29 protein-coding genes and 1 tRNA gene are annotated in these 23,642 nt (G+C 64.4%); 3 read left to right on the forward strand and 27 right to left on the reverse strand.

Annotated elements, in window-relative coordinates:
- Positions 1-7: 7 nt before the first annotated feature.
- The 5 genes from ACO2Q9_RS05495 to ACO2Q9_RS05515 all read right to left on the reverse strand — a co-directional run bounded on the left by ACO2Q9_RS05495 (position 8) and on the right by ACO2Q9_RS05515 (position 6,485).
- On the reverse strand, positions 8-466 hold the full coding sequence (locus tag ACO2Q9_RS05495) for an NUDIX domain-containing protein (RefSeq protein WP_423309088.1): 459 nt from the start codon (positions 464-466) through the stop codon (positions 8-10).
- Positions 463-1,341: an ATP-binding protein gene (locus ACO2Q9_RS05500; RefSeq protein WP_423309090.1), complete on the reverse strand. Its 879-nt coding sequence runs from the start codon at positions 1,339-1,341 to the stop codon at positions 463-465. The genes ACO2Q9_RS05495 and ACO2Q9_RS05500 overlap by 4 nt, the downstream gene beginning before the upstream one ends.
- Positions 1,338-2,567 carry a bifunctional glutamate N-acetyltransferase/amino-acid acetyltransferase ArgJ gene (argJ, locus tag ACO2Q9_RS05505; protein WP_423309091.1) on the reverse strand — a complete coding sequence of 410 codons (1,230 nt, stop codon included), beginning with the start codon at positions 2,565-2,567 and terminating at the stop codon, positions 1,338-1,340. Before argJ ends, ACO2Q9_RS05500 begins: the two co-directional genes overlap by 4 nt.
- Positions 2,568-2,577: 10 nt before the next feature.
- Positions 2,578-5,334, reverse strand: coding sequence for a preprotein translocase subunit SecA (secA, locus tag ACO2Q9_RS05510; RefSeq protein ID WP_423309093.1), 2,757 nt, complete (start codon positions 5,332-5,334; stop codon positions 2,578-2,580).
- A 149-nt stretch (positions 5,335-5,483) separates the two neighbouring features.
- Entirely contained in the window at positions 5,484-6,485 is a 1,002-nt protein-coding gene (locus ACO2Q9_RS05515) for a M23 family metallopeptidase (RefSeq protein ID WP_423309095.1), read from the reverse strand.
- A 31-nt stretch (positions 6,486-6,516) separates the two neighbouring features.
- Here ACO2Q9_RS05515 and ACO2Q9_RS05520 point away from each other — a divergent pair, with 31 nt between their 5' ends.
- Positions 6,517-6,849 (forward strand): hypothetical protein, encoded by a 333-nt coding sequence (locus tag ACO2Q9_RS05520; RefSeq protein ID WP_423309097.1) that lies wholly within the window; start codon positions 6,517-6,519, stop codon positions 6,847-6,849.
- 1 nt (position 6,850) lies between these two features.
- On the opposite strand, the gene ACO2Q9_RS05525 is transcribed toward ACO2Q9_RS05520, so the two are convergent.
- The 6 genes from ACO2Q9_RS05525 to petA all read right to left on the reverse strand — a co-directional run bounded on the left by ACO2Q9_RS05525 (position 6,851) and on the right by petA (position 10,981).
- Positions 6,851-6,926: transfer RNA gene (locus ACO2Q9_RS05525), tRNA-Thr, on the reverse strand.
- Positions 6,927-6,956: 30 nt separating this feature from the next.
- A complete protein-coding gene (locus ACO2Q9_RS05530) occupies positions 6,957-7,475 on the reverse strand; it encodes a ClpXP protease specificity-enhancing factor (RefSeq protein ID WP_423309099.1) in 519 nt (172 codons plus the stop codon).
- Positions 7,476-7,491: 16 nt separating this feature from the next.
- The gene (locus tag ACO2Q9_RS05535; protein WP_423309101.1) at positions 7,492-8,103 is read right to left on the reverse strand and encodes a glutathione S-transferase N-terminal domain-containing protein; all 612 of its coding nucleotides are present in this window, start codon (positions 8,101-8,103) and stop codon (positions 7,492-7,494) included.
- Positions 8,104-8,193: 90 nt separating this feature from the next.
- Positions 8,194-8,949: a cytochrome c1 gene (locus ACO2Q9_RS05540; RefSeq protein ID WP_423309103.1), complete on the reverse strand. Its 756-nt coding sequence runs from the start codon at positions 8,947-8,949 to the stop codon at positions 8,194-8,196.
- 16 nt (positions 8,950-8,965) lie between these two features.
- Positions 8,966-10,369 (reverse strand): cytochrome b, encoded by a 1,404-nt coding sequence (locus ACO2Q9_RS05545; protein WP_423309105.1) that lies wholly within the window; start codon positions 10,367-10,369, stop codon positions 8,966-8,968.
- Between the two features lie 12 nt (positions 10,370-10,381).
- Complete coding sequence (gene petA / locus ACO2Q9_RS05550) at positions 10,382-10,981, reverse strand: ubiquinol-cytochrome c reductase iron-sulfur subunit (RefSeq protein ID WP_423309107.1); 600 nt, start codon at positions 10,979-10,981, stop codon at positions 10,382-10,384.
- 167 nt (positions 10,982-11,148) lie between these two features.
- Here petA and mscL point away from each other — a divergent pair, with 167 nt between their 5' ends.
- On the forward strand, positions 11,149-11,586 hold the full coding sequence (gene mscL, locus ACO2Q9_RS05555) for a large conductance mechanosensitive channel protein MscL (protein ID WP_423309109.1): 438 nt from the start codon (positions 11,149-11,151) through the stop codon (positions 11,584-11,586).
- Between the two features lie 48 nt (positions 11,587-11,634).
- Here the strand turns inward: mscL and pdxA are convergent, their stop codons facing one another.
- Together pdxA and ACO2Q9_RS05565 are read right to left on the reverse strand one after the other, a co-directional pair.
- On the reverse strand, positions 11,635-12,684 hold the full coding sequence (pdxA, locus tag ACO2Q9_RS05560; RefSeq protein ID WP_423309111.1) for a 4-hydroxythreonine-4-phosphate dehydrogenase PdxA: 1,050 nt from the start codon (positions 12,682-12,684) through the stop codon (positions 11,635-11,637).
- Between the two features lie 17 nt (positions 12,685-12,701).
- A complete protein-coding gene (locus ACO2Q9_RS05565) occupies positions 12,702-13,460 on the reverse strand; it encodes a Nif3-like dinuclear metal center hexameric protein (RefSeq protein ID WP_423309113.1) in 759 nt (252 codons plus the stop codon).
- A 74-nt stretch (positions 13,461-13,534) separates the two neighbouring features.
- Between ACO2Q9_RS05565 and ACO2Q9_RS05570 the strand changes: the two genes are divergently transcribed.
- A complete protein-coding gene (locus ACO2Q9_RS05570; RefSeq protein ID WP_423309115.1) occupies positions 13,535-14,683 on the forward strand; it encodes a S1C family serine protease in 1,149 nt (382 codons plus the stop codon).
- A gap of 50 nt (positions 14,684-14,733) precedes the next feature.
- On the opposite strand, the gene tatC is transcribed toward ACO2Q9_RS05570, so the two are convergent.
- From tatC to hisD, 14 genes are all read right to left on the reverse strand, one after another.
- Positions 14,734-15,543: a twin-arginine translocase subunit TatC gene (tatC, locus tag ACO2Q9_RS05575; RefSeq protein ID WP_423309117.1), complete on the reverse strand. Its 810-nt coding sequence runs from the start codon at positions 15,541-15,543 to the stop codon at positions 14,734-14,736.
- 59 nt (positions 15,544-15,602) lie between these two features.
- Positions 15,603-16,061 (reverse strand): Sec-independent protein translocase protein TatB, encoded by a 459-nt coding sequence (gene tatB, locus ACO2Q9_RS05580; RefSeq protein WP_423309119.1) that lies wholly within the window; start codon positions 16,059-16,061, stop codon positions 15,603-15,605.
- A 7-nt stretch (positions 16,062-16,068) separates the two neighbouring features.
- On the reverse strand, positions 16,069-16,311 hold the full coding sequence (tatA, locus tag ACO2Q9_RS05585) for a Sec-independent protein translocase subunit TatA (protein ID WP_423309121.1): 243 nt from the start codon (positions 16,309-16,311) through the stop codon (positions 16,069-16,071).
- A gap of 83 nt (positions 16,312-16,394) precedes the next feature.
- Positions 16,395-16,754, reverse strand: a complete 360-nt coding sequence (locus tag ACO2Q9_RS05590) for a histidine triad nucleotide-binding protein (protein ID WP_423309123.1) — start codon at positions 16,752-16,754, stop codon at positions 16,395-16,397.
- Between the two features lie 12 nt (positions 16,755-16,766).
- Positions 16,767-17,129, reverse strand: a complete 363-nt coding sequence (locus ACO2Q9_RS05595) for a DUF4870 family protein (RefSeq protein WP_423309125.1) — start codon at positions 17,127-17,129, stop codon at positions 16,767-16,769.
- Positions 17,126-17,518: a phosphoribosyl-ATP diphosphatase gene (locus ACO2Q9_RS05600; protein WP_423309127.1), complete on the reverse strand. Its 393-nt coding sequence runs from the start codon at positions 17,516-17,518 to the stop codon at positions 17,126-17,128. Before ACO2Q9_RS05600 ends, ACO2Q9_RS05595 begins: the two co-directional genes overlap by 4 nt.
- Entirely contained in the window at positions 17,515-17,922 is a 408-nt protein-coding gene (gene hisI / locus ACO2Q9_RS05605) for a phosphoribosyl-AMP cyclohydrolase (RefSeq protein ID WP_423309129.1), read from the reverse strand. Before hisI ends, ACO2Q9_RS05600 begins: the two co-directional genes overlap by 4 nt.
- A 15-nt stretch (positions 17,923-17,937) precedes the next feature.
- Positions 17,938-18,696 carry an imidazole glycerol phosphate synthase subunit HisF gene (gene hisF, locus ACO2Q9_RS05610; protein ID WP_423309131.1) on the reverse strand — a complete coding sequence of 253 codons (759 nt, stop codon included), beginning with the start codon at positions 18,694-18,696 and terminating at the stop codon, positions 17,938-17,940.
- Between the two features lies 1 nt (position 18,697).
- Positions 18,698-19,438, reverse strand: coding sequence for a 1-(5-phosphoribosyl)-5-[(5-phosphoribosylamino)methylideneamino]imidazole-4-carboxamide isomerase (hisA, locus tag ACO2Q9_RS05615; RefSeq protein ID WP_423309133.1), 741 nt, complete (start codon positions 19,436-19,438; stop codon positions 18,698-18,700).
- 37 nt (positions 19,439-19,475) lie between these two features.
- Positions 19,476-20,132, reverse strand: a complete 657-nt coding sequence (gene hisH / locus ACO2Q9_RS05620; RefSeq protein ID WP_423309135.1) for an imidazole glycerol phosphate synthase subunit HisH — start codon at positions 20,130-20,132, stop codon at positions 19,476-19,478.
- 27 nt (positions 20,133-20,159) lie between these two features.
- Entirely contained in the window at positions 20,160-20,783 is a 624-nt protein-coding gene (hisB, locus tag ACO2Q9_RS05625; protein WP_423309137.1) for an imidazoleglycerol-phosphate dehydratase HisB, read from the reverse strand.
- A complete protein-coding gene (hisC, locus tag ACO2Q9_RS05630) occupies positions 20,780-21,901 on the reverse strand; it encodes a histidinol-phosphate transaminase (protein ID WP_423309139.1) in 1,122 nt (373 codons plus the stop codon). Before hisC ends, hisB begins: the two co-directional genes overlap by 4 nt.
- Positions 21,898-22,254, reverse strand: coding sequence for a hypothetical protein (locus ACO2Q9_RS05635; protein WP_423309141.1), 357 nt, complete (start codon positions 22,252-22,254; stop codon positions 21,898-21,900). Before ACO2Q9_RS05635 ends, hisC begins: the two co-directional genes overlap by 4 nt.
- Positions 22,251-23,642, reverse strand: coding sequence for a histidinol dehydrogenase (gene hisD / locus ACO2Q9_RS05640; protein WP_423309143.1), 1,392 nt, complete (start codon positions 23,640-23,642; stop codon positions 22,251-22,253). The genes ACO2Q9_RS05635 and hisD overlap by 4 nt, the downstream gene beginning before the upstream one ends.

Raw genomic sequence — 23,642 nt, forward strand, 5'->3', positions numbered from 1 at the left:
GGCAAGCTCAAGCAGCTTGTGACGGCGCGCCTTTTGCAGGCGTACCCGGAAAACCGCGCTCTTCGGCCAGCCAGTTCAGCACGGGGAAAGCGCCGGGCAACACGGGTTCGACGCCGAGCGGAAATTGCTCCCACGACATCGACTGCCCTTCGCGCATCTCGAACTCGCCGTCCCATTCGCGGACCTTGCACCAGTGCAGGCGCACCAGCGCATGCGGATAGTCGTGTTCGGTCACGCGCCAGACATCGACGTCGCCGATGGTCACACCCAGTTCTTCCTGGAGTTCGCGTCGCAAGGCCTGCGCGACGGTCTCACCGGCCTCAACCTTGCCGCCAGGAAATTCCCAGTAGCCCGCGTACGGCTTGCCTTCGGGACGTGAGGTCAGCAGCAGCGCGTCGTCGGCGCGTATGAGAATGCCGACCGCCACTTCGGTGTGCTTGCGCGGCGACGCAGACGATCCACTCATGCGGCAGCCGTCTTGCGGCCCGCGAAATCCCTCGCGAACTGATAGGCCACGCGCCCGCTGCGCGAGCCTCGCTCGAGCGCCCACACCAGCGCCTCTGCACGCGCCGCTTCGATCTCGGGCTTGGGCACGCTCATCGACGAGAGCCATTGCGCGACGATGGCCAGATATTCATCCTGGCTGAACGGATAAAAACTGACCCACAGGCCGAAGCGTTCGGACAGCGAGATCTTCTCCTCCACCACTTCGCCCGGATGTACCTCGCCATCGTCGGTGTGCGTGTACGTCAGGTTTTCCTTCATGTACTCGGGCAAGAGGTGGCGACGGTTGCTGGTCGCGTAGATCAGCACGTTCGGGGTGGATGCAGCCACCGAGCCGTCGAGGATCGACTTGAGCGCCTTGTAGCCCGGCTCCCCGTCCTCGAAACTGAGGTCGTCGCAGAAGATCACGAACTTCTCGGGGCGCGAAGCCACCACATCGACGATGTCGGGCAGATCGGTCAGATCGGCCTTGTCGACTTCGATCAGGCGCAGGCCCTGCGACGAATACGCGTTGAGGCACGCCTTGATGAGCGAGGACTTGCCGGTCCCGCGCGCACCCGTCAGCAGCACGTTGTTGGCGGTGCGGCCCTCGACGAACTGCTGTGTGTTGCGACGGATCTTTTCCTTCTGGATGTCGATTTCCTTGAGGTCACCCAGCGCCATGGCCGCCACGTGGCGCACCGGCTCCAGCGTCCCGTGGCCGGAGCTGCGCTTGCGGTACCGCCAGGCGATGGCGGTGGACCAGTCAGGGGCGGACAGCGGCTGCGGAAGGATGGCTTCGATGCGATCGATCAGCCGGGCGGCGCGCTCGATCAGGCGATCAAACTTCTCGTTCATGACCGGTAGTCGGCGTTGATGGTGACGTAGTCGTGGCTGAAGTCGCAGGTCCAGACCGTGTCTGCGGCATTGCCGCGGCCGAGCACCACACGCACCGTGATCTCGCTCTGCTTCATCACACGCTGGCCGTCTGCTTCCTGATAGGAGGGGTTGCGCCCCCCGTTCACCGCAACATGCACATCGTCCAGATACAGGTCGATCTTCGTCTGGTCGAGATCATCGATGCCGGCATAGCCCACGGCCGCAAGGATGCGACCGAGGTTCGGATCGCTAGCGAAGAACGCGGTCTTCACGAGCGGTGAATGTGCGATGGCATAGGCCACCTTGCGACACTCCTCACCGGTCGCGCCGCCTTCGACACGGACGGAGATGAACTTGGTCGCACCTTCGCCGTCACGCACGATGGCCTGTGCCAGCTTGCGCGCCACGTCGAGCATCGCTGTCTTGAGTGCCTTGCCCGCCTCGCTGTCGAGCAAGGTGATGGGTGCATGCGCCGCCTTGTTGGTGGCAATGACCACGAAGGAGTCGTTGGTGGACGTGTCGCCGTCCACCGTCACGCGATTGAACGAGCCATCGGCCAGCTCGGTGGCCAGTTGCTGCATGAGCGCAGGAGCCACGCAGGCGTCGGTCGCCATGAAACCGAGCATGGTCGCCATGTTGGGGCGGATCATGCCTGCGCCCTTGCTGATGCCGGTGATCGACACAGTTGCACCGCCCACTTCGGCTTTCGCGCTGAATGCCTTGGGCACGGTGTCGGTGGTCATGATGCCCTCGGCCGCGCGCAGCCAGTGATCGGCTTTCGCATCGGCGATGGCCGCAGGCAGACCCGAGACGATGCGGTCCACGGGCAGCGCCTCCATGATCACGCCGGTGGAGAACGGGAGGATCTGCGTGGGCTTGAGCTTCAGCTCGCGCGCCAGCGCATCACAGGTCGAGCGGGCACGGGCCAGGCCGTCTTCGCCGGTCCCGGCATTCGCGTTGCCCGTGTTGATGACCATCGCGCGAACGTCCGCACCCTTGGCCAGATGTTCACGACAGATCTGCACCGGCGCCGCGCAAAAGCGGTTCTGCGTGAAGACACCGCCGACCGACGCGCCCTCGTCGATCAGCACCACGGTCAGGTCCTTGCGGTTGGCCTTGCGCACGCCCGCCTCGGCCACGCCGATGCGCAGGCCGGGCACGGCATGCAGGTCCTGGTTGACGGGAACGGGCAGGTTCACAGGCATGTCGATCTCCTCAGGCCAGCTTGCCGTGGCACTGCTTGTACTTCTTGCCACTGCCGCACGGGCAAGGGTCGTTGCGGCCCACGCGGGGCACGTCGTTCACCAATGCTGCTGGCGCGCCCAGACCGGCTGCTGCCGTGGTCTCGGTCTCGCCGGTCTCGGTCGGCGCGGTGTAAGTCACATTGGCGATGCGCTCGCCGCGGCTTTCCATCTCGTCGGCAGCCTGCTCCAGTTGCTCGCCGGACTGCACCTGCACCGTCATCAGCACGCGCGTGACCTGATTCTTCACCGAGTCCAGCATCTGGCCGAAGAGCTCGAAGGCTTCGCGCTTGTACTCCTGCTTCGGCTGCTTCTGCGCATAGCCGCGCAGGTGGATGCCCTGACGCAAATAGTCCAGCGCGGCCAGATGCTCACGCCAGCTGGTGTCGATGCTCTGCAGCAGCACCATGCGCTCGAACTGCGTGAAATTCTCCTCCCCGACCAGCGCCACCTTCGCCGCGAAAGCTTCGTTGGCTGCGGTGACCACGCGCTCGACGATTTCCTCGTCGGTGATCGCGCTGGCCGCCTGCACTTCGCTGGACAGCGGCAGGTCGATCTGCCACTCCTCGCTGAGCGCCTTCTCGAGTGCCGGGATGTCCCATTGCTCTTCCACCGACTCGGGCGGCACGAACTGGCGCACGAGGTCGGTGAAACAGCCTTCGCGCAACGAGGCAATCTGTTCGGTCAACACAGCCGCATCGAGAATCTCGTTGCGCTGCTGGTAGATGACCTTGCGCTGGTCATTGGCCACATCGTCATATTCGAGCAGTTGCTTGCGGACGTCGAAGTTGCGGGCCTCGACCTTGCGTTGCGCAGACTCGATGCTGCGCGTGACAATCCCGGCTTCGATGGCTTCGCCATCGGGCATCTTCAGGCGCTCCATGATGCTGCGCACGCGGTCGCCCGCGAATATGCGCATCAGCGGATCGTCCAGGCTCAGGTAGAAACGCGACGAACCCGGATCTCCCTGGCGGCCCGAACGGCCGCGCAGCTGGTTGTCGATACGGCGGGATTCGTGCCGTTCGGTGGCGATGATGCGCAGTCCACCCAGCGCCTTCACGGCTTCGTGGTCGGCCACCCAGGCTTCACGCAGGCGGGCAATCTCGACCGCCTTGGCCGCCGCGTCCATGGCTTCGTCAGCCTCGACCGCTTCGATGGCCTTCTCCACATTGCCGCCCAGCACGATGTCGGTGCCGCGGCCGGCCATGTTGGTGGCAATCGTGATCATCTTCGCGCGACCGGCTTGCGCAATGATGTCGGCCTCACGCGCATGCTGCTTGGCGTTCAGCACCTGATGAGGCAGCTTCTCCTTCGTGAGCAGCTGGTCGATGATTTCCGAGTTCTCGATCGACGTCGTGCCCACCAGCACGGGCTGTCCTCGCTCGTAGCACTCGCGGATGTCCTTGATGGCCGCTTCGTACTTCTCGCGCGTGGTCTTGTAGACGCGGTCGAGCTGGTCGTCGCGTTTGCTCGGACGGTTCGGCGGGATCACCATCGTTTCCAGACCGTAGATCTCCTGGAACTCGTAGGCTTCGGTATCGGCCGTACCCGTCATGCCGGCGAGCTTGCCGTACAGGCGGAAGTAGTTCTGGAAGGTGATGGACGCGAGTGTCTGGTTCTCGGCCTGGATGGCCACGCCTTCCTTCGCTTCCACGGCCTGATGCAGGCCATCGCTCCAGCGGCGACCCGCCATCAGGCGTCCGGTGAATTCGTCGACGATGATGATCTCGCCGTTCTGCACCACGTAGTGCTGGTCGCGGTGGTACAGGTGCGCCGCACGCAGTGCCGCGTACAGGTGGTGCATCAGCGAGATGTTGGCCGGGTCGTACAGCGACGCGCCCTCGGGCAGCAAGCCCATTTCGAAGAGGATGCGCTCGGATTTCTCGTGGCCCGACTCGGTCAGGTAGACCTGATGCGTCTTTTCATCGACGGTGAAGTCGCCCGGTTTGGTGATGCCTTCACCGGTGCGCGGATCGGCTTCGCCCTCCTGGCGCTCCAGGGTGGGAATTGCACGGTTGATCGCGATGTACAGCGCCGTATGGTCCTCGGCCTGCCCGCTGATGATGAGCGGTGTGCGCGCTTCGTCGATCAGGATCGAGTCCACTTCGTCCACGATGGCGAAGTTCAGGCCGCGTTGTACCCGGTCACCGCTCTCGTACACCATGTTGTCGCGCAGGTAGTCGAAGCCGTACTCGTTGTTCGTGCCGTAAGTGATGTCCGAAGCGTAGGCAGCCTGCTTCTGCTCGCGCGGCATCTGCGGCAGGTTGATGCCGACGCTGAGGCCGAGGAAGTTGTAAAGGCGCCCCATCCACTGCGCGTCGCGGTTGGCCAGATAGTCGTTCACCGTCACCACGTGCACGCCCTTGCCCGAGAGGGCATTCAGGTACACGGGCAGCGTGGCGGTCAGCGTCTTGCCTTCGCCGGTGCGCATTTCGGAAATCTTGCCGTGGTGCAGTGCCATGCCGCCCAGCATCTGCACGTCGAAATGGCGCATTTTCATGATGCGCTTGGAGCCTTCGCGCACGACAGCAAAGGCTTCGGGCAACAGCGCGTCGAGGCTTTCACCCTTGGCGACGCGGTCCTTGAACTCCTGCGTCTTCCCACGCAGTTGCGTGTCGTCCAGCTTTTCGAACTGGGGTTCCAGCGCGTTGATGCGCTCCACCGTCTTCCGGTATTGTTTGAGCAGGCGGTCGTTGCGGCTGCCGAAAAGTTGGGTCAGGAAATTGGCCATGAGGAAGAGTCGCGCGAGCCCGGCGGGCGATCGCGGCGACCGGAACTCCTAAGCAAAAGGTGAATTCAGGTGGGGCAGCGCCCGTGCAGGACACTGCGGCCGGCCTTGCGGCCCGACCGCGCCTGCCAGCGCTGCCAGAACGGCGGATTTTACCTGCGGGGCGCCGGGGATGCCCGGATCGCTCCGGCCCCGCCATGGCCCGCGTGGCCGGCATGCTTGCCGGCGTCCGCCACGGGGTCGGACAGGTTCTGACCGGCCATCAGGAACTGCTGCGGATCCTGCGGGACACCCTGGACCAGCACTTCGAAATGCAGGTGCGGGCCCGTGGAGCGGCCCGTGGTGCCTACATTGGCGATCTTTTGCCCACGTTTGACCAGATCGCCCTTCTGGACGAACACCCTGGACGCGTGCGCATAGCGGGTGACGAGATTGTTGCCGTGGTCGATCTCGACCATGTTGCCGTAGGCGGCGTGGTATTCCTGCGTGACCACCACGCCACCGGCTGCGGCCACGATGGCGGCACCGCTGTCGGCCTGGAAATCGAGGCCCGTGTGCAGGGCGGAGCGTCCCGTGAATGGATCGATGCGCCAGCCGAAAGACGAGCCGAGGTTCGCACCCGGCACCGGCTGCTGGGTGGGCACCATCATCTTGCGGATGCGCTGGTCGAACAGGCGTGATTCGGCCACGGTGAACAGGTCGACCCGCTGATCGGTGAGCTGATCGAGATCGGCCAGTGTGGCCTGCAGCTCTTCCAGTGCGAGCGGTCGGCCTTCGATGAGCACGCCACCGCGACCGGGCACGACCTTGGCTTCGGCAGGATTGAGCCCCGCCAGACCAGAGACCCGCTCTCCCAGGGATTCGAGCTGCATGAGCTTGGCCTGCATTTCGCCCAGCTTTCGGGCCATGACGTCGAGGTTCTCGCGCATGTAACGGTCGCGCTGCTCGAATTCGTCCTTGACCATGAGCCGCACGAGCGCGCCAATCACCGGCCAGCCTTCGCGGGCCCCCTTGAGGAACACCCAGTGGTAGAGGCCGGCGGCCACCACCATGAGGCCGACCGACAGGGCCAAGCCTGCCATGATCAGCCGTGTTCCGCTCAGGTGGATGGCGCGGCTTTTTGCCAGCCACGCATCCGTGATAATCAAATGCACTCTGCCCAACCCCTTGAATTGCACACCCGCCATGAACCGCCAGCAGCCCCCATTCACACTGGAACAGGCTGCACAGGAATCCCCCACCCTGGCGAGACTGACGGCGCTCGCCCGTGAATCGGCCGAGCGCCTCAAAGCCATCCAGCCGCTGGTCCCGCCCGGGATGCGCCCCGCCTTGCAGGCCGGGCCGATCGAGGGTGATGCGTGGTGCCTGCTGGTGGACAACAACGCTGCGGCTGCCAAGCTGCGCCAGTTGTTGCCTGCCTTGCAGGCCCACTTGCGAAGCCGGGGTTGGGAGGTTAACTCAATTCGGCTCAAGGTCCAAGCAAAAAGCCGCCACGACCTGGGCCGTGGCGGCTTCTGACTGGTGCCGCTTGTCGGAATCGAACTGACGACCTACCGCTTACAAGGCGGGTGCTCTACCAACTGAGCTAAAGCGGCGAATCGGGGATTTTAAGCGCGTAAGGCCGGCTACTTGACGCGCTTGAGCGAAGGACGGCCACCACCGGACGGCGAAGGCCTCGGCGGCTCACCGTCAGGGCCGGCTGGCGGCTCGTCGGATGACACCAGCTGGACGATGTTGGCGTCTCCACCCGCAGTCCGGGGAGGCCCGGATGGGGCCTTCGCGGTACCGTCAACAGCGGAAGGACCGACCGATGTCGTCGGCACCGCCACGGGAAACGCCATGCCCTGTCCGTTTTCGCGCGCGTAAATGGCGATCACCCGGTTGACCGGCACCATGATCTCGCGCGCCGTCCCGGCAAAGCGGGCCTTGAACTCGATGAACTCGTTGCCCAGCTTGAGCGAACTGGTGGCATCGAAGCTGATGTTCAGGACGATCTCGCCGTTCTTCACATACTCGCGCGGAACCTGGACCGTGTCGTCCACCAGCACCGCGACATACGGCGTGAAGCCGTTGTCGGTGCACCAGTCGTACAGCGCCCGGATCAGGTAAGGGCGGGTGGAGGTGGACTCCAGCGCGTTCATCATGCCTGCGCCGCTCCGCTTACTTGCGCATCACTTTCTCGGACGGCGTCAGCGCCTCGATGTAGGCGGGACGCGAGAAGATGCGTTCCGCGTACTTCAGCAGCGGTGCGGCATTCTTCGACAGCTCGATGCCGTAGAAGTCCAGGCGCCAGAGCAGCGGCGCAATCGCCACGTCGAGCATGGAGAAGTTGTCGCCCAGCATGAACTTGTTCTTGAGGAACACCGGGGCCAGTTGCGTCAGGCGGTCGCGGATGTGCGAACGTGCCTTTTCCAGTGCCTTTTCATTGCCCTTGGCTGCGCGGTTTTCCAGCGTGGCCACGTGCACGAAGAGTTCCTTCTCGAAGTTCAGCAGGAACAGGCGCACGCGGGCGCGGTCCACCGGGTCGCCGGGCATCAGTTGCGGATGCGGGAAGCGTTCGTCGATGTACTCGTTGATGATGTTCGACTCGTACAGGATCAGGTCGCGCTCGACCAGGATCGGCACCTGGCCGTACGGGTTCATGACGCTGATGTCTTCGGGCTTGTTGTAGAGATCCACGTCGCGGATCTCGAAGTCCATGCCCTTTTCAAACAGCACGAAGCGGCAACGGTGGGAGAAAGGGCAAGTCGTTCCTGAATACAACACCATCATGGCGTAGGCTCCTAAAAATCAAAAAGAGTGGGACGCCCCTGGCACTCCCACTCTGCACGGCCCGCCCCTGAAGGCGCGGGCAACTCTCTGTTATTTGATGTCTTTCCAGAACGCGGCGTTCAGACGCCATGCGATCACGGTAAAGAACATCAGGAAAATCAGAACCCAGACGCCCACGCGCACGCGCGTGTTCGCAGCCGGCTCGGCCATCCACTGCATGTAGGCCACCAGGTCGCCCACGGCATCGTCGTACTGCTGAGGCGTCATCGTGCCCGGCGTCACCTGCTTCCAGCCGGTGACGACCTTGACCTTGTGACCATGCGACTCGTGCTCGGCATAGACCGGCTCGCGTTCGCCCTGCAGTTCCCACAGCGCGTGCGGCATGGCGACGCTGGGGAAGGCCAGGTTGTTCCAGCCGGTGGCTTTCTCGCTGTCGCGGTAGTAGGTACGCAGGTAGGTATAGAGATAGTCTGCACCGGTGCCTCCGTGGCCGGAACGCGAACGGGTGATCAGCGTGAGATCAGGCGGGTTTCCACCGAACCAGTCCTTGGCCTGCTTCGGGTCGATCGCGGCCTTCATGGTCTCGCCGATCTTGACGTCGCCGAACAGCAGGTTGTCCTTGATCTGCTGCTCGGTGAGGCCGATGTCCTGCAAGCGGTTGTAGCGCATGAAGGCGGCGGAATGGCAGTTCAGGCAGTAGTTGACGAACAGCTTGGCACCGTTCTGGACGGCGGCGAGGTCCGTCGTCTTCTTGGGTGCCTTGTCCCAGGCGATGCCGCCTTCAGCGGCGACGGCACCCGTGACGATACCCAGCGTGGCGATCAGCGTGAGGATGAGCTTTTTCATTGTTGTGGTCTCCCGCTCAGTGCGCAACGAAAGTGACGCGGTCGGGGACCGGCTTGGTCTCACCCACGCGGCTCCACCACGGCATCAGCAGGAAGAAGCCGAAGTAGAACAGCGTGCCCACCTGCGACACGCGCTCGCCGATCGGCGAGGGAGCCTGCACACCCAGATAGGCCAGCACCACGAAGTTGATGACGAAGACGCCATACATGTACTTGTGCCAGTCGGGACGGTAGCGGATCGACTTGACCGGGCTCTGGTCGAGCCAGGGCAGGAAAAACAGGATGATCACGGCACCACCCATCACGACCACGCCCCAGAACTTGGCGTCGATCGAGAGCATCAGGGCGATGGCCACGACAGCGGCGCCGACGACGATCGCCTTGAAGATCGTGGGCAGCTTGGCCTTGACCACGCCGAAGCCGGCGCCGAGCACCACGCAGGCGATGAGTACATACATCATCTCGGTGGTGATGGCGCGCAGCATCGAATAGAACGGCGTGAAGTACCAGACCGGCGCGATGTGCGAGGGCGTCTTCAGCGGGTCGGCCGGGATGAAGTTGTTGTACTCGAGGAAGTAGCCACCCATCTCCGGCGCAAAGAAGATGACGGCCGTGAAAACCATCAGGAACATGCACACGGCAAAGATGTCGTGCACCGTGTAGTACGGATGGAAAGGCACGCCGTCCAGCGGCTTGCCGTCGGCGTCCTTGTGGGCCTTGATCTCGATGCCGTCGGGGTTGTTGGAGCCCACATCATGCAACGCCAGCAGGTGGGCGACGACCAGGCCCAGCAGGACCAGCGGCACGGCGATCACGTGGAAGCTGAAGAAGCGGTTGAGCGTCGCGTCCGACACGACGTAGTCGCCGCGAATCAGCAGGGCGAGGTCGGGACCGACGAACGGAACGGCTGCGAACAGGTTCACGATCACCTGGGCACCCCAGTAGGACATCTGGCCCCAGGGCAGAAGGTAGCCCATGAAAGCTTCGGCCATCAGCACCAGGAAGATCGCGCAGCCGAAGATCCAGACCAGCTCGCGCGGCTTGCGGTAGCTGCCGTACAGCAGGCCGCGGAACATGTGCAGGTACACGACCACGAAGAACGCAGAGGCACCGGTGGAGTGCATGTAGCGGATCAGCCAGCCCCAGGGCACGTCGCGCATGATGTACTCGACCGACTCGAACGCCTTGGCGGCGTCGGGCTTGTAGTGCATCACGAGGAAGATGCCGGTGACGATCTGGATCACCAGCACCAGCAGGGCGAGCGAGCCGAAGATGTACCAGAAGTTGAAGTTCTTCGGCGCGTAGTACTCCGACATGTGGACGCGGTAGGCGTCGAATGCCGTCGGGAAGCGGTTCTCGAACCAGTTGGTGACCTTGGCAGTCACCGGGGCGTTCGGGGAGATTTCCTTGAATTCAGCCATGGTGGTACTCCGTCAGGCCTTCTTGTCTTCGCCGATGAGCAGGCGCGAATCCGACAGGTACATGTGCGGCGGGACTTCAAGGTTGTCCGGCGCAGGCTTGTTCTTGTAGACGCGACCGGCCATGTCGAAGGTGGAGCCGTGGCAGGGGCACAGGAAGCCGCCGTGCCAGTCGTCCGGCAGCGAAGGCTGCGGGCCCGGCACGAACTTGTCGCTGGGTGAGCAGCCCAGATGCGAGCAGATGCCCACCACGACCAGCAGCTCCGGCTTGATGGAGCGGGCTTCGTTGCGCGCGTATTCGGGGGTGAGTTCGGCGGGGTTGCGCTGGGACTTCGGGTCCGCCAGCTGGCCGTCGAGCTTGGGCAGCTCGGCGACCTGCGAGGCCGTGCGACGCACGATCCAGACCGGCTTGCCGCGCCATTCGACGGTCATCTTCTCGCCCTCTTTGAGTGCGGAGATGTCAACTTCCACCGCAGCACCTGCCGCCTTGGCTTTTTCGGACGGCTGGAAGGTACTGACAAAGGGAACGGCGGTTGCCACGCCGCCCACTGCACCAGCACAGCCGGACGCGATCAGCCACGTCCGTTTGCTGGTGTCGACTGGGGTGTCACTCATGGGGGTCCTCAATGAACTTCGCTTTATTGGGGTCAACCGGGGATTGTAGCGGAGCGCTACAGTGCAATTCAATGCGTTTCCGGCTGGTGCGGCCTGCTTGACACGCCTCATTTAGCCGCAATACTGGGCGGCTTGACCAATCACGAGTCCATCAGGAGCAAGAGCGCATGGGAATGATGCAGGAATTCAGGGAATTTGCCGTCAAGGGCAACGTGATCGACCTGGCGGTCGGCGTGATCATCGGCGGCGCTTTCGGCAAGATCGTCGATTCGGTGGTCGGTGACCTGATCATGCCGGTGGTCGGACTGGTGTTCGGCAAGCTGGATTTCTCCAACATGTTCATCGTGCTGGGCTCGGTGCCTGAGGGCACCGTGCGGACACTGGCAGAGCTGAAGAAGGCTGGCGTCCCGGTGTTCGCTTACGGCAACTTCATCACCGTCGCGGTCAACTTCACCATCCTGGCCTTCATCATTTTCCTGATGGTCAAGGAGATCAACAAGCTCAAGCGCCGCCACGCCGAAGCACCGGCTCCCGCGGCACCCCCGGCCGCTCCGCCGGAAGACATCGTGCTTCTGCGCGAAATCCGCGACAGCCTGAAGAAGTAAGAACTGGCAGGTCGTCCCCGGCTGCATCGACATTGCAGCCGGAGCGTCCTAGGAGCGCCTGCCCGCCGAGAGCAGTCGCGCCATCCGCACGGCTTCGCGCAGGCTTGACGGATCGGCTTTGCCGGTCCCCGCGATGTCAAACGCCGTTCCATGATCCGGACTGGTACGCACCAGGGGCAGGCCCAGCGTGACGTTCACGCCCTTGTCGACACCCAGGTACTTCACCGGGATCAGCCCTTGGTCGTGGTACATCGCCACCACCACGTCGAATTCCCCGGGATGGCCTGGCGCCGAGCGTGCGCGCATGAACACGGTATCCGGCGCGAAGGGACCGCTCACATCCATGCCGGCGTCCAGTGCCCGGGCAATGGCAGGGGCAATCGCCTCGCGCTCCTCGGTGCCGAAAAGGCCGCCCTCGCCCGCATGCGGGTTGAGGCCGGCCACGGCGATGCGAGGCACCCGGCCGAGCACCTCACCCAATGACTCGTGTGTGATCCGGAGCGTTTCGAACACCTGCGACTGCGTGACTGCGGCGATGGCGTCGCGCAGCGAGACGTGGATGCTCACCAGAACAGTCCGCAGTTCATCGCTCGCCAGCATCATGCGGACCGGCGTCTGCGCAACCGTCTGGCCGAGGTGGACGGCGGCTTCAGCCTGCAGCAACTCGGTATGCCCGGGAAAAGCCACGCCCGCAGCGGCGAGCGCCTCCTTGTGGAGCGGCGCCGTCACCATGGCCGCGACTTCACCCCGCAGCGCTGCACGGGCGGCCCAGATCACGCTGTCGGCCGCCGCACGGCCGGCAGAGGCAGCGACCCGGCCAAATTCGGGCAGCGGGGCCGATGCCACGGTCTGGAGCACCGGCACACAACGCGGCGGCACAGAGAACGCCTCCAGCGGTGATCCGATCTGCGCCACAGCGTGTGGAACACCCTCGGCAGCAACGACCGCGCAGGCGCGCCGCAGCGTCGCCACATCGCCCGCCACAAAGCAGCCGCGAACGTCTCCGGCGGCCTCGCGGAACAGGTGCGCAATGATTTCAGGGCCGATGCCTGCGGGATCGCCTTGCGTAATGACCAACGGCTTCGTCGATTCGGTCATGTGTCAGTCACTGTCCATCAGGCCGGGTTGTCGATGTCGATGAACTCGTGCGCGATGCCGAGTTCACCCGCCACATGCGCGGCGACGGCCGGAGCACCGTACCTCTCGGTCGCGTGATGCCCGCAGGCGAGGAAGCTCACGCCGCACTCGCGCGCGTAGTGCGCCTGGGGCTCAGAAATCTCACCGGTGACAAAAGCCTGCGCGCCCGCCGCGATGGCGGACTCGAAGTAGCCTTGGGCACCACCGGTGCACCAGGCGATGCGGCGGATGGGGCCCGATCCACTGTCCACGCAAGTCACGGCACGGCCCAGCACCTGGCCGACATGCGCGGACAGTTCATTGGCATCGGCAAAAGCGCGACCATCCGCAGCTTCGCCGATCACGCCGAGATTCTGTTCGCCAAAGGTTCCCTGCGGCTTCAGCCCCAGCTTCGCGCCGAGCTGCGCGTTGTTGCCCAGCACGGGGTGCGCGTCCAGCGGCAGGTGGTAAGCGAAGAGGTTGATGTCGTGCGCGAGCAGCAATGCAAGGCGCTGCTTCATCCAGCCTGTCACGCGTCCGTCATGGCCACGCCAGAACAGGCCGTGGTGCACGAAAATCGCATCGGCATCCACGGCAATGGCCGCCTCGATCAGCGCACGACTCGCGGTCACGCCGGACACGATCTTGCCGATGGCTGCCTTGCCTTCCACCTGCAAACCGTTCGGCCCGTAGTCACGGAAACGACCGGGCTCCAGCAGGGTGTCGAAGGCTTGCAGCAAGACGGAGCGGTCAGTCATGTAGAGGCTGTTCGTAGGGCATGGCGAGGGCGGCAAGCAGGCATTGTCGGCCAAAGTTCAAGCACAATGCCCGCATGCGTCGATTCTGGCTCCTGTTCTCCCAAACCATCACTGTGCTGCTGGCCGCGTACTTCGTGGTCGCAACACTCAAGCCGGACTGGCTTGGCCGCCGCCCGGGCGGCGTCATCGGCAACGTCACGCTGTTCGAAGCACCCGGCACGCCCGCTGGACAGCCCGTCGCAGGCAGCTTCAGCGCGGCAGCCAAGAAAGCATCACCGGCCGTGGTGAGCATCAACACCAGCAAGACGCCGGACCGGGCGATGGCGCAAGATCCGTGGTTCCGCTTCTTCTTCGGCGAACGCGGCAACGAACCGCAGGTAGGCCTTGGCAGCGGTGTGATCGTCAGCCCGGACGGCTACGTCCTCACCAACAACCACGTGGTCGAAGGCGCGGACGAGATCGAGGTCATCCTCAACGACGCGCGTCGCACGCGCGCCAAGGTCATCGGCACTGACCCGGACACCGACCTGGCCATCCTGAAGATCGAACTCGACAAACTGCCCGTCATCTCGCTGGGCAACTCCGACCAGATGGAAGTGGGCGACCAGGTGCTGGCCATCGGCAACCCGTTCGGGGTGGGACAGACCGTCACCAGCGGCATCGTGAGCGCGCTGGGCCGCAACCAGCTGGGCATCAACACCTTCGAGAACTTCATCCAGACCGACGCAGCCATCAACCCCGGCAACTCCGGTGGCGCGCTGGTGGACGTGAACGGCAACCTCATGGGCATCAACACGGCCATCTATTCGCGTTCGGGTGGCAGCATGGGCATCGGCTTCGCCATTCCCGTGTCCACGGCGCGCCTCGTCCTCGAGGGCATCGTGAAGGACGGCCAGGTCACGCGCGGCTGGATCGGCGTGGAGCCGAACGAACTGTCGCCAGAACTGGCGGAGACCTTCGGCGTGAAGGCACGCAAGGGCGTGATCATCACCGGCGTGCTGCAGAACGGCCCCGCAGCCCAGGCTGGCATCCGGCCGGGCGACGTGATCACCCAGGTGGGCGACAACGATGTCGGCAACGTGTCTGAACTGCTGAGCAATGTCGCAGCGCTCAAGCCAGGCGTCGCGACACCCTTCGAACTTCAGCGTGGCAATGACAAGCTGAAGCTGGATGTGACGCCCGGCCAGCGACCCAGGCCCCGCATGCAGCGCGCGCCACGCTGATCACCGGGATTTCCGCGAACGCGCCGGGGAGCGACTCAGGAAGGCGCGTCTCAGGGTCCCGCCGACTCCTGCGATGCCTTTTCTTCGGTCTTTTCCTCGGGGGCCTGCGTGTGCTTGATGAAGATCTGCGCAGCCCAGATGCCGATCTCGTAGAGGATGCACATCGGGATGGCCAGCGCCAGCTGCGAGATCACGTCAGGCGGCGTGACAACCGCCGCCACCACGAATGCCACGACGATGAAGTAGCCGCGGAATGACTTGAGCTTCTCGATCGTCACCAGGCCGAAGCGAGCCAGCAGCATGACCACGATCGGCACCTGGAATGCAAGACCGAAAGCGATGTACAGCGAGAGGATCGACTCGACATACGACGCGATGTCTGGCGTGGCTGCCACGCTGGCCGGTGTGAATTTCTGGATGAAGGCGAACATCTTGTCCAGCACGAAGAACTGCACGAACGCGATGCCGATATAGGCCAGCATGCTGCCGAAGAAGATGAGCGGCAGCGCGAATTTTTTCTCGTGGCTGTACAGGCCGGGCGCCACGAACATCCAGATCTGGTACATCAGCCAGGGCAGTGCCAGCAGGAAGGCCGCCATCAGCAGCACCTTGAGCGGCACGAAGAACGGCGTGAACACGCCCACGGCAATCAGCTTGGCATCTGGCGGCATGTGCGCCCGGATGGGAACGGCGATCCAGTCGATCAGTCCGCTCGGCCCGGGCCAGAACGCAAGCAGCGCACCGGCGACCATCAGTCCGTAGATGCAGTAAAGCAGGCGATCACGCAGCTCCATCAGGTGCTGCACGAAGGGCTGCTCGGTGCCGGCCAGTTCGTCTTCTTGCTTGTTGGTGTCGGACATGGCTTGGGTGAAGATGAGGTCTCGCACCCGCAGGAGCGCAGTCGGGAGAGCCCGTCAGGTCAGTTGAGTTTCTGCGGCCGGTAGCGCGCCACACGCGCCGCCCCCGACAGCGCCTTGGTACGCACGCCCGCGCGTGCCTTGTACCACTGGGGGGTGGCGCCGCGCTTGAGACGCCATTTCTTGTTGGGGTTCTTGTAGGCCGGTGCAACAGCCGCCGAATCGTCCGGCAATGCAGCCGTCTCGGTGGTTTCGGACCAGGCCTTCTCGAAATCGCTGGCGCTGGTCTGGATGGAGCTTTCCACGTTGCGCGCGGCGTCCTCGACGGAGTCCTTCATCTTGCGCAGCTCGTCGAGCTCCATCGACCGGTTGACCTCGGCCTTGACGTCGTTCACGTAGCGCTGCGCCTTGCCCAGCAAGGCACCAACCGTGCGCGCGACGCGCGGCAGCTTCTCCGGCCCGATGACCACGAGGGCCACCACGCCGATCAGCGCCATTTTCGAGATGCCGAGATCGAGCACAGCCGGATCAGGACTTCTGTTTGGCTTCGACGTCGATGGTGGTCTTGTCTGCCGTGGCGCCGGTCACCTGACCGGGCGGCGGCGCAGCCTTGTCGTCGTTGGCCGCAGCACTACCGTCCTTCATGCCGTCCTTGAAGCCCTTGACGGCACCACCCAGGTCGGAACCGATGTTCTTCAGCTTCTTGGTGCCGAAGACCATCACGACGATCAGCAGCACGATCAGCCAGTGCCAGATGGAAAATGAGCCCATGGAAATCTCCTAATGCTTGACCTGCGATTCTAGACGCCGGCCCGATAGCCGACCTCCGCAAATGGCCGCTGTTAACCCTGATTTCAACCCTTCAGCCAGGGCCGGGGACCACCCATCACGTGAATATGCAGGTGATGAACCTCCTGGCCACCCTCGGCACCGGTGTTCACCACGATGCGAAATCCACCTTGTGGATAGGGATTGCAGCCCTGCTCGGCCGCCAGCTTCGGGGCCAGCGCCATCATCCGGCCCAGCAGGCCTGCGTGCGCCGGCTCTACCTGCGCCATGGAGGCGATATGGTCTTTCGGGATCATCAGGAAGTGCACAGGCGCCCAGGGGTGGATGTCGTGGAAGACGAAAATTTCCTCGTCCTCATACACCTTGCGCGAGGGAATCGCGCCCTGGACGATCTTGCAGAAGACGCAGTTGGGGTCGTGGCTCATGCGTTGCCCGTGTCAGACCGGCATCGGCTTCATCTCGCTCCAGTTCAGCCAGCCCTTGACCAGCCGGTAGATGCACCAGACGGCCGTGGCGAACAGGATGGCGAAGCCCACGAGGACGAACATCGTGACGAAGCCGAGCACGCTCCACGCGAGGCTCCACCAGAAAGTGCGGATCTGCCAGGTGAAATGGCTTTCGTACAGCGTGCCCTGCACGTCCTCGCGCTTGATGTAGTTCAGCACGATGGCAATGATCGCCGTGATGCCGGTGACCCAGGACAGCGCGTACAGCACATACACCACCAGCGTGACCTGCCTCAGGCCGGCCAGTTGCTCGGGCGTCTTGCCGGAACTGTCGATGACGAAGTTGTCGTTCATGGTGATTTCCTTTCTTCCGCGATCTCGCGGGCCTGTACCTTGCGAAGTGCCTTTTCCTCGATGCCGCTGGTGCCTTCGCGGCGCGCCAGTTCGGCAATGACATCCGCCGGTGACAACCCGTAGTACGCCAGTGCGATCATGCTGTGGAACCACAGGTCGGCCACCTCGTTGACAACCTTGGCAGCATCTGCGCCGTTGCTCGCGTCCTTGGCGGCCATGACCACTTCGGTGGCTTCCTCGCCGATCTTCTTGAGGAAAGCGTCGGGGCCCCTGGCGAGCAGCCGCGTCACGTAGCTCTTCTCCGCGTCGCCGCCGTTGGCCGGCTTCCGGCTCTCGATCACGGCGGCGAGACGGGCCAGCGCGTCCTGGGACAGGGGTGACGTGCTCATGATGCGGCCTGTTTGCCCTGGTAAATGGTGGCGGGATCCTGCAGAACCGGCTCGACCGTCTTCCACGCGCCATCTTCGTATTTCTGGAAGAAGCAGCTGTGACGGCCCGTGTGACAGGCAATGCCCGGCTCGTGACCGGTCTGCGTGACCTTGAGCAGCAGCACGTCGTTGTCGCAATCCATGCGGATGTCGTGCACTGTCTGCACGTGGCCGGACTCCTCGCCCTTGAACCACAGCTTGCCGCGCGAGCGGCTCCAGTACACGGCGCGGCCGAGTTCCGCCGTCTTGCCGAGGGCTTCGCGGTTCATCCAGGCGAACATCAGCACGTCGTTGCTGCCGACTTCCTGCGCAATCACGGGGATGAGACCCTGCGCGTCCCACTTCACTTCATCGAGCCAATCCATGGGTGTATTGTGCGCCTAGATGCGCACGGGAATGCCGCGCCCGGCCATGTGCGCCTTGGCCTGGCCGACCGTGTACTCGCCATAGTGGAAGATGCTGGCGGCCAGTACCGCGTCGGCACCGCCCTGTTGCACGCCGTCGGCCAGATGGTCGAGGTTGCCGACGCCACCGGAGGCAATCACCGGGACGTCCACCGCGTCGCTCACTGCGCGGGTGAGCGCGAGATCGAATCCCGCCTTTGTGCCGTCGCGATCCATGCTGGTCAGCAGGATTTCACCCGCGCCGGATTCGGCCATCTGCTTCGCCCAGGCAACAGCATCCAGCCCCGTGTTCTTGCGGCCACCGTGCGTGTAGACATCCCAGCCGCCCGCCTCGTTGCGCTTGGCGTCGATGGCCACGACGATGCATTGCGCGCCGTACTTGGCGGACGCATCGCGGATCACCTGCGGATTGGCCACGGCGGCAGAGTTGAAGCTCGTCTTGTCGGCGCCCGCATTGAGCAGGCGGCGGACATCTTCCACCGTGCGCACGCCACCACCCACGGTGAGCGGAATGAACACCTGTGACGCAACCGCTTCGATCATGTGCAGGATCAGGTCGCGGCCGTCGCTGGTCGCGGTGATGTCGAGGAAAGTGAGTTCGTCGGCGCCCTGCTCGTTGTAGCGCGCGGCGATCTCCACGGGGTCGCCCGCATCGCGCAGTTCCACGAAGTTGACGCCCTTGACGACCCGGCCGCCTGTCACGTCCAGGCAGGGAATGATGCGTTTGGCGAGCACGTCAGCCGTTCAGTTCGTCGGCGCGGTCCTGCGCCTTGGCGAAGTCGAGATCGCCGGAGTAGATGGCCCGACCACAGATCACGCCTTCGATGCCGTCGCCTTCGACAGCGCACAGCTTCTCGATGTCGGCGATGCCGGACAGCCCGCCCGATGCGATGACCGGAATGGACAGCGACTGCGCCAGACGCACCGTCGCCTCGATGTTGATGCCGCTGAGCATGCCGTCGCGTCCGATGTCGGTGTAGATGACCGATTCGACGCCGTAGTCCTCGAACTTCTTCGCCAGGTCCACCACTTCGTGGCCGGTGAGCTTGCTCCAGCCGTCGGTGGCGACCTTGCCGTCCTTGGCGTCCAGGCCCACGATGATGTGGCCGCCGAATGCGCTGCAGGCATCCTTCAGGAAGCCGGGGTTCTTCACCGCAGCCGTGCCGATGATGACGTAGCTGATGCCACCGTCGATGTACTTCTCGATGGTGTCCAGATCGCGGATGCCGCCGCCGAGCTGTACGGGAATGTCGTTGCCCACGGCGGCCAGGATGGACTTGATCGCCGCGAAGTTCTGCGGCTTGCCGGCGAAGGCTCCGTTCAGGTCCACCAGATGCAGGCGGCGCGCGCCCTGGTTCACCCAGTTCAGCGCCATCTCGGACGGGTCTTCGCTGAATGTCGTCGCCTGCTCCATGTCGCCCTGCTTGAGGCGGACGCAGTGGCCGTCTTTGAGATCGATAGCGGGAATCAGCAGCATGTCTTGCGAAAAATGCGAACGTTTGAACGGGTCGGGGTCAGGGATTCCAGTGCAGGAAGTTGCGGTACAGCGCCAGGCCGTGCGCCGCACTCTTCTCCGGGTGGAACTGGGTGGCAAAAATATTATCGCGTGCGACGGCAGCGGTAAAGCGCCCGCCGTAATCGGCCTCGCCGGCAGTGTGGCGCGCATCCGACGGCTTTGCGTAGAAGCTGTGCACGAAATAGAACCAGCTGTTGTCGGGCACATCGCCCCACACGGGGTGCGGCGACGATCCCGCAGCGGTTTGCGCCACACGGTTCCAACCCATCTGCGGCACCTTGAAGCGGCTGCCGTCCGGCTGCAGGCGACCGGCAAGCTCGAACTTCACGACCTCACCGGGAATCAGGCCGAGCCCATCGGTCGGCCCTTCGTGGCTGCGGTCCAGCAACATCTGCATGCCCACGCACACGCCGAACATCGGGCGCGATGCGGCAGCGGCCAGCACGGACTCCTGCAGGCCCGACTCGCGCAACTCGCGCATGCAGTCCGGCATGGCGCCCTGGCCGGGAAGCACGATGCGATCCGCGGCATCCACTTCGGACGGCCTGGAGGTGACGATCACGCTCCAGCCCGTGCCCTCGGACGCCGCCTGCACGGCCTGCGACACAGAGCGCAGGTTGCCCATGCCGTAGTCGACGACAGCCACTGTCTTCATGTTGTGTTCAATCCCGCAAGGAATGGATCAGAGCGAACCCTTGGTGGAAGGAATGACACCGGCGGAACGCGGGTCGAGTTCGAGCGCGAAACGCAGCGCGCGTGCGAACGCCTTGAACACCGTCTCGGCCTGGTGGTGTGCGTTCTCGCCGCGCAGGTTGTCGATGTGCAGCGTGACGAACGCGTGGTTCGCAAAACCCTGGAAGAACTCGTGCGCGAGCTGGCTGTCGAAGGTGCCGATCATGCCGCTCTTGAATGGCACGTTCATCACAAGACCCGGGCGACCCGAGAAGTCGATGACGACGCGCGACAGCGCTTCGTCCAGCGGCACGTAGGCATGGCCGTAGCGGCGGATGCCCTTCTTGTCGCCCACGGCCTTGGCCACGGCCTGCCCGAGGGTGATGCCGACGTCTTCCACCGTGTGGTGGCCATCGATGTGCAGGTCGCCTTCGGCATGGATGTGCAGGTCGATCAGGCCGTGGCGCGCGATCTGGTCCAGCATGTGGTCGAAGAAACCGATGCCGGTGGCCAGGCTGGCCTTGCCTGTGCCGTCCAGATCGACCTTGACGGTGATGAGCGTCTCGGCGGTCTTGCGCGTGACTTCGGCAGCACGTGGAGCGATCGTGGCGGCGTTGGGTGCGGTCGTGGTCATAGGGATTGTTCGAGCGCCGCCAGCATCTGCGTGTTCTCGTCGGCGGTGCCGACGGTCAGGCGCAGGCAATTGGCCAGCAATGGATGCATTTTAGAAACGTTCTTGACGAGCACCTTGCGTTCTCGCATGCCTTCGAAGGTCTTGGCGGCGTCGGGCACGCGCACCAGGATCATGTTGGCGTCGCTTTTCCAGGTCTTCACGGCAGGCATGGCACGCAACGCGGCCATGAGGCGTTCGCGCTGCTGGCGCAGTTCGGCGGCCTGTTGCACGTACACGTCGTCGTGCTCCAGCGCGAACAGCGCGCACTCGCAATTGAGCACGCTGATGTTGTAGGGTGGCCGCACCTTGTCCACCTCGGCAATCAGCGCCTTCGGGCCCAGCATGTAGCCCAGCCGCACACCGGCGAGCCCGTACTTACTGAGCGTTCGCATCAACAGCACGTGGGCGTGCGCCTTCGGGTCGCGGCGGATCGCCTCGATATAGCTGCGGCTGGAAAATGGCTGGTAGGCCTCGTCGATCACCACCAGACCGCCCTGCTCGCCCTGCAGCCTGACGATGGAGGCGATGACCGTCTCGTCCCACAGGTTGGCGGTGGGATTGTTCGGATAGGCGAGGAACACGATGGCCGGGCGCTCGCGACGGATCGCGTCCAGCATGGCCGGACCGTCGAGTTCGAAGTCGGGCGTCAACTCGACGCCGACGAAGCGCAGACCTTGCAACTGGGCGCTCATGGCGTACATCACGAAGCCGGGGGCCGGCGCGAGGATCGTGGCCGGCGCGGCACCAGGTACATCGCAGGCCATGGCCAGCAGCGAGATGAGTTCGTCCGAACCGTTGCCCAACATGAGGTCGAAGCCGTCGGGCATGTCGGCATGGCGCGCCAAGGCAGCGCGCAGGTCGTGCAACCGTGCGCCCGGATAGCGGTTGAGCGCCACTGCCCCCAGCCGCTTGCCGAGTTCGGCCTGCAGCGCAGGCGACAGCGTGAACGGATTCTCCATCGCGTCCAGCTTGAGCATGCCGACGGCGTCCTGCACGGCGTAGGCCTGCATGGATTGCACGTCCTGGCGAATGCGGGCGATCGGGGAAGCGTCGGCGGGGATTTTTTCTGGTGCGTTCATGGGCAGCGGTACGCGTTGCGCAATGCGTTGGAGAGGACGAGCTGCACGGGCATGTCGGCTTCGTACAGATCGCTGTTTCGCTTCAGTTCGGCATCGTAGAGCGAAAACGCCATGCGGGGTTCGAGCTTGCGGCCCTGCACGCAGAACCAGGGCTTGTGGCCTTCGCGCACCGTCAGGTCGTTCGCTTCGCGCAGGCCTTCCATGACGCCGATCAGGTAGTACTGGATGTAAGCGGATCCGGCCTGTTCGGTCTGCTCGATGGTGCGGAGTTCGCGGATGGACATGGCTTGCGCGGACAGGCCCGGTGCCAGCAGGGCGACGCAGGTCACGGCAGCAGCAAGCGCAGGCTTCACGACGACTCCCGCATCGGCGGCACGTTGGCCAGACGCATCTCGGCAGCGCGGGCATGCGCCTGCAGGCCTTCGCCATAGGCCAGTTCCGCCGCGACGAGCCCGAGCGACTGCGCCCCCGCTTCGCTCACCTCGATCAGGCTGCTGCGCTTCTGGAAGTCGTAGACGCCCAACGGCGACGAGAAGCGCGCGGTGCCCGAGGTGGGCAGCACATGGTTGGGGCCGGCGCAATAGTCGCCCAGCGATTCGCTCGTGTAGGCGCCCAGGAAGATGGCGCCGGCGTGGCGCAGCAGCGGCTCCCAGCGATGGGGCTCGTCGCTGGAAACTTCCAGATGCTCAGGCGCAATGCGGTTGCTGATCTCGCAGGCCTCTTCCATGTTGCGCGTGTGGATCAGCGCGCCCCGGCCATTGAGTGACTTGGCAATGATTTCCGCGCGCGGCATCAGCGGCAGCAGGCGGTCGATCTCGGCCTGCACGCGATCGATGTACGAAGCGTCCGGGCACAACAGGATGCTCTGCGCCAGTTCGTCGTGCTCGGCCTGCGAGAACAGGTCCATCGCCACCCAGTCGGCCGGCGCGGTGCCGTCGGCCAGCACGAGGATTTCACTCGGCCCGGCAATCATGTCGATGCCGACCGTGCCGAACACGCGCCGCTTGGCAGACGCCACGTAGGCGTTGCCGGGTCCGGTGATCTTGTCCACGGCGGGCACGGTCGCGGTGCCGTAGGCGAACGCGGCCACCGCCTGCGCGCCGCCGATGGTGAATGCGCGCGTGACACCGGCCACATAGGCCGCCGCCAGTACCAGCACATTGCGCTCGCCTTGCGTGGCGGCCTGCTCGCCCGTTCCACCGGTGGCCACGCTGCCCTTGGCCGGCGTCGGCACCACCATGATGATCTCGCCCACGCCTGCGACGTGCGCGGGAATCGCGTTCATCAGCAGGCTCGACGGATACGCCGCCTTGCCGCCGGGCACGTAGATGCCCACGCGATCGAGCGGCGTGACCTTCTGGCCCAGCAGCGTGCCGTCGGCGTCTCGGTAGGTCCAGCTTTCGCCACTCGCCTTCTTCTGGGCCTCGTGGTAGCTGCGCACGCGCGCAGCGGCTGCGCGCAAGGCGTCGCGCTGCGCGGCGGGCAGCGAATCGAACGCCTGCTTGAAGTCGCCCTGCGTGAGTTCGAGCTGCGACATGCTTTGTGCTGCCAGGCCGTCGAAGCGGCGGGTGTATTCGAGCACTGCCGCATCGCCGCGGCGCTGCACGTCGGCCAGGATGTCAGCCACGCGCTGCTCGATGGCCGTGTCCGTGTCCGCCGACCAGTGCAGCCGTGCCTTGAACTCGGCGTCAAAGCCTGCAGAGGCGGTGGACAGGCGGAGCGGACGGGCGGTCAGGTTCAT

The sequence above is a fragment of the Variovorax sp. VNK109 genome, from assembly GCF_049445855.1.
Lineage (GTDB): Bacteria > Pseudomonadota > Gammaproteobacteria > Burkholderiales > Burkholderiaceae_C > JAGOCV01.

Bases quoted from the DNA above. Each gene is read 5' to 3' on its own strand.
- ACO2Q9_RS05495 (WP_423309088.1), bottom strand. From the start codon at position 466: ATGAGTGGATCGTCTGCGTCGCCGCGCAAGCACACCGAAGTGGCGGTC.
- ACO2Q9_RS05500 (WP_423309090.1), bottom strand. From the start codon at position 1,341: ATGAACGAGAAGTTTGATCGCCTGATCGAGCGCGCCGCCCGGCTGATC.
- argJ (WP_423309091.1), bottom strand. From the start codon at position 2,567: ATGCCTGTGAACCTGCCCGTTCCCGTCAACCAGGACCTGCATGCCGTG.
- secA (WP_423309093.1), bottom strand. From the start codon at position 5,334: ATGGCCAATTTCCTGACCCAACTTTTCGGCAGCCGCAACGACCGCCTG.
- ACO2Q9_RS05520 (WP_423309097.1), top strand. From the start codon at position 6,517: ATGAACCGCCAGCAGCCCCCATTCACACTGGAACAGGCTGCACAGGAA.
- ACO2Q9_RS05530 (WP_423309099.1), bottom strand. From the start codon at position 7,475: ATGATGAACGCGCTGGAGTCCACCTCCACCCGCCCTTACCTGATCCGG.
- ACO2Q9_RS05535 (WP_423309101.1), bottom strand. From the start codon at position 8,103: ATGATGGTGTTGTATTCAGGAACGACTTGCCCTTTCTCCCACCGTTGC.
- ACO2Q9_RS05540 (WP_423309103.1), bottom strand. From the start codon at position 8,949: ATGAAAAAGCTCATCCTCACGCTGATCGCCACGCTGGGTATCGTCACG.
- ACO2Q9_RS05545 (WP_423309105.1), bottom strand. From the start codon at position 10,369: ATGGCTGAATTCAAGGAAATCTCCCCGAACGCCCCGGTGACTGCCAAG.
- petA (WP_423309107.1), bottom strand. From the start codon at position 10,981: ATGAGTGACACCCCAGTCGACACCAGCAAACGGACGTGGCTGATCGCG.
- mscL (WP_423309109.1), top strand. From the start codon at position 11,149: ATGGGAATGATGCAGGAATTCAGGGAATTTGCCGTCAAGGGCAACGTG.
- pdxA (WP_423309111.1), bottom strand. From the start codon at position 12,684: ATGACCGAATCGACGAAGCCGTTGGTCATTACGCAAGGCGATCCCGCA.
- ACO2Q9_RS05565 (WP_423309113.1), bottom strand. From the start codon at position 13,460: ATGACTGACCGCTCCGTCTTGCTGCAAGCCTTCGACACCCTGCTGGAG.
- ACO2Q9_RS05570 (WP_423309115.1), top strand. From the start codon at position 13,535: ATGCGTCGATTCTGGCTCCTGTTCTCCCAAACCATCACTGTGCTGCTG.
- tatC (WP_423309117.1), bottom strand. From the start codon at position 15,543: ATGTCCGACACCAACAAGCAAGAAGACGAACTGGCCGGCACCGAGCAG.
- tatA (WP_423309121.1), bottom strand. From the start codon at position 16,311: ATGGGCTCATTTTCCATCTGGCACTGGCTGATCGTGCTGCTGATCGTC.
- ACO2Q9_RS05590 (WP_423309123.1), bottom strand. From the start codon at position 16,754: ATGAGCCACGACCCCAACTGCGTCTTCTGCAAGATCGTCCAGGGCGCG.
- ACO2Q9_RS05595 (WP_423309125.1), bottom strand. From the start codon at position 17,129: ATGAACGACAACTTCGTCATCGACAGTTCCGGCAAGACGCCCGAGCAA.
- ACO2Q9_RS05600 (WP_423309127.1), bottom strand. From the start codon at position 17,518: ATGAGCACGTCACCCCTGTCCCAGGACGCGCTGGCCCGTCTCGCCGCC.
- hisI (WP_423309129.1), bottom strand. From the start codon at position 17,922: ATGGATTGGCTCGATGAAGTGAAGTGGGACGCGCAGGGTCTCATCCCC.
- hisA (WP_423309133.1), bottom strand. From the start codon at position 19,438: ATGCTGCTGATTCCCGCTATCGATCTCAAAGACGGCCACTGCGTCCGC.
- hisH (WP_423309135.1), bottom strand. From the start codon at position 20,132: ATGAAGACAGTGGCTGTCGTCGACTACGGCATGGGCAACCTGCGCTCT.
- hisB (WP_423309137.1), bottom strand. From the start codon at position 20,783: ATGACCACGACCGCACCCAACGCCGCCACGATCGCTCCACGTGCTGCC.
- hisC (WP_423309139.1), bottom strand. From the start codon at position 21,901: ATGAACGCACCAGAAAAAATCCCCGCCGACGCTTCCCCGATCGCCCGC.
- hisD (WP_423309143.1), bottom strand. From the start codon at position 23,642: ATGAACCTGACCGCCCGTCCGCTCCGCCTGTCCACCGCCTCTGCAGGC.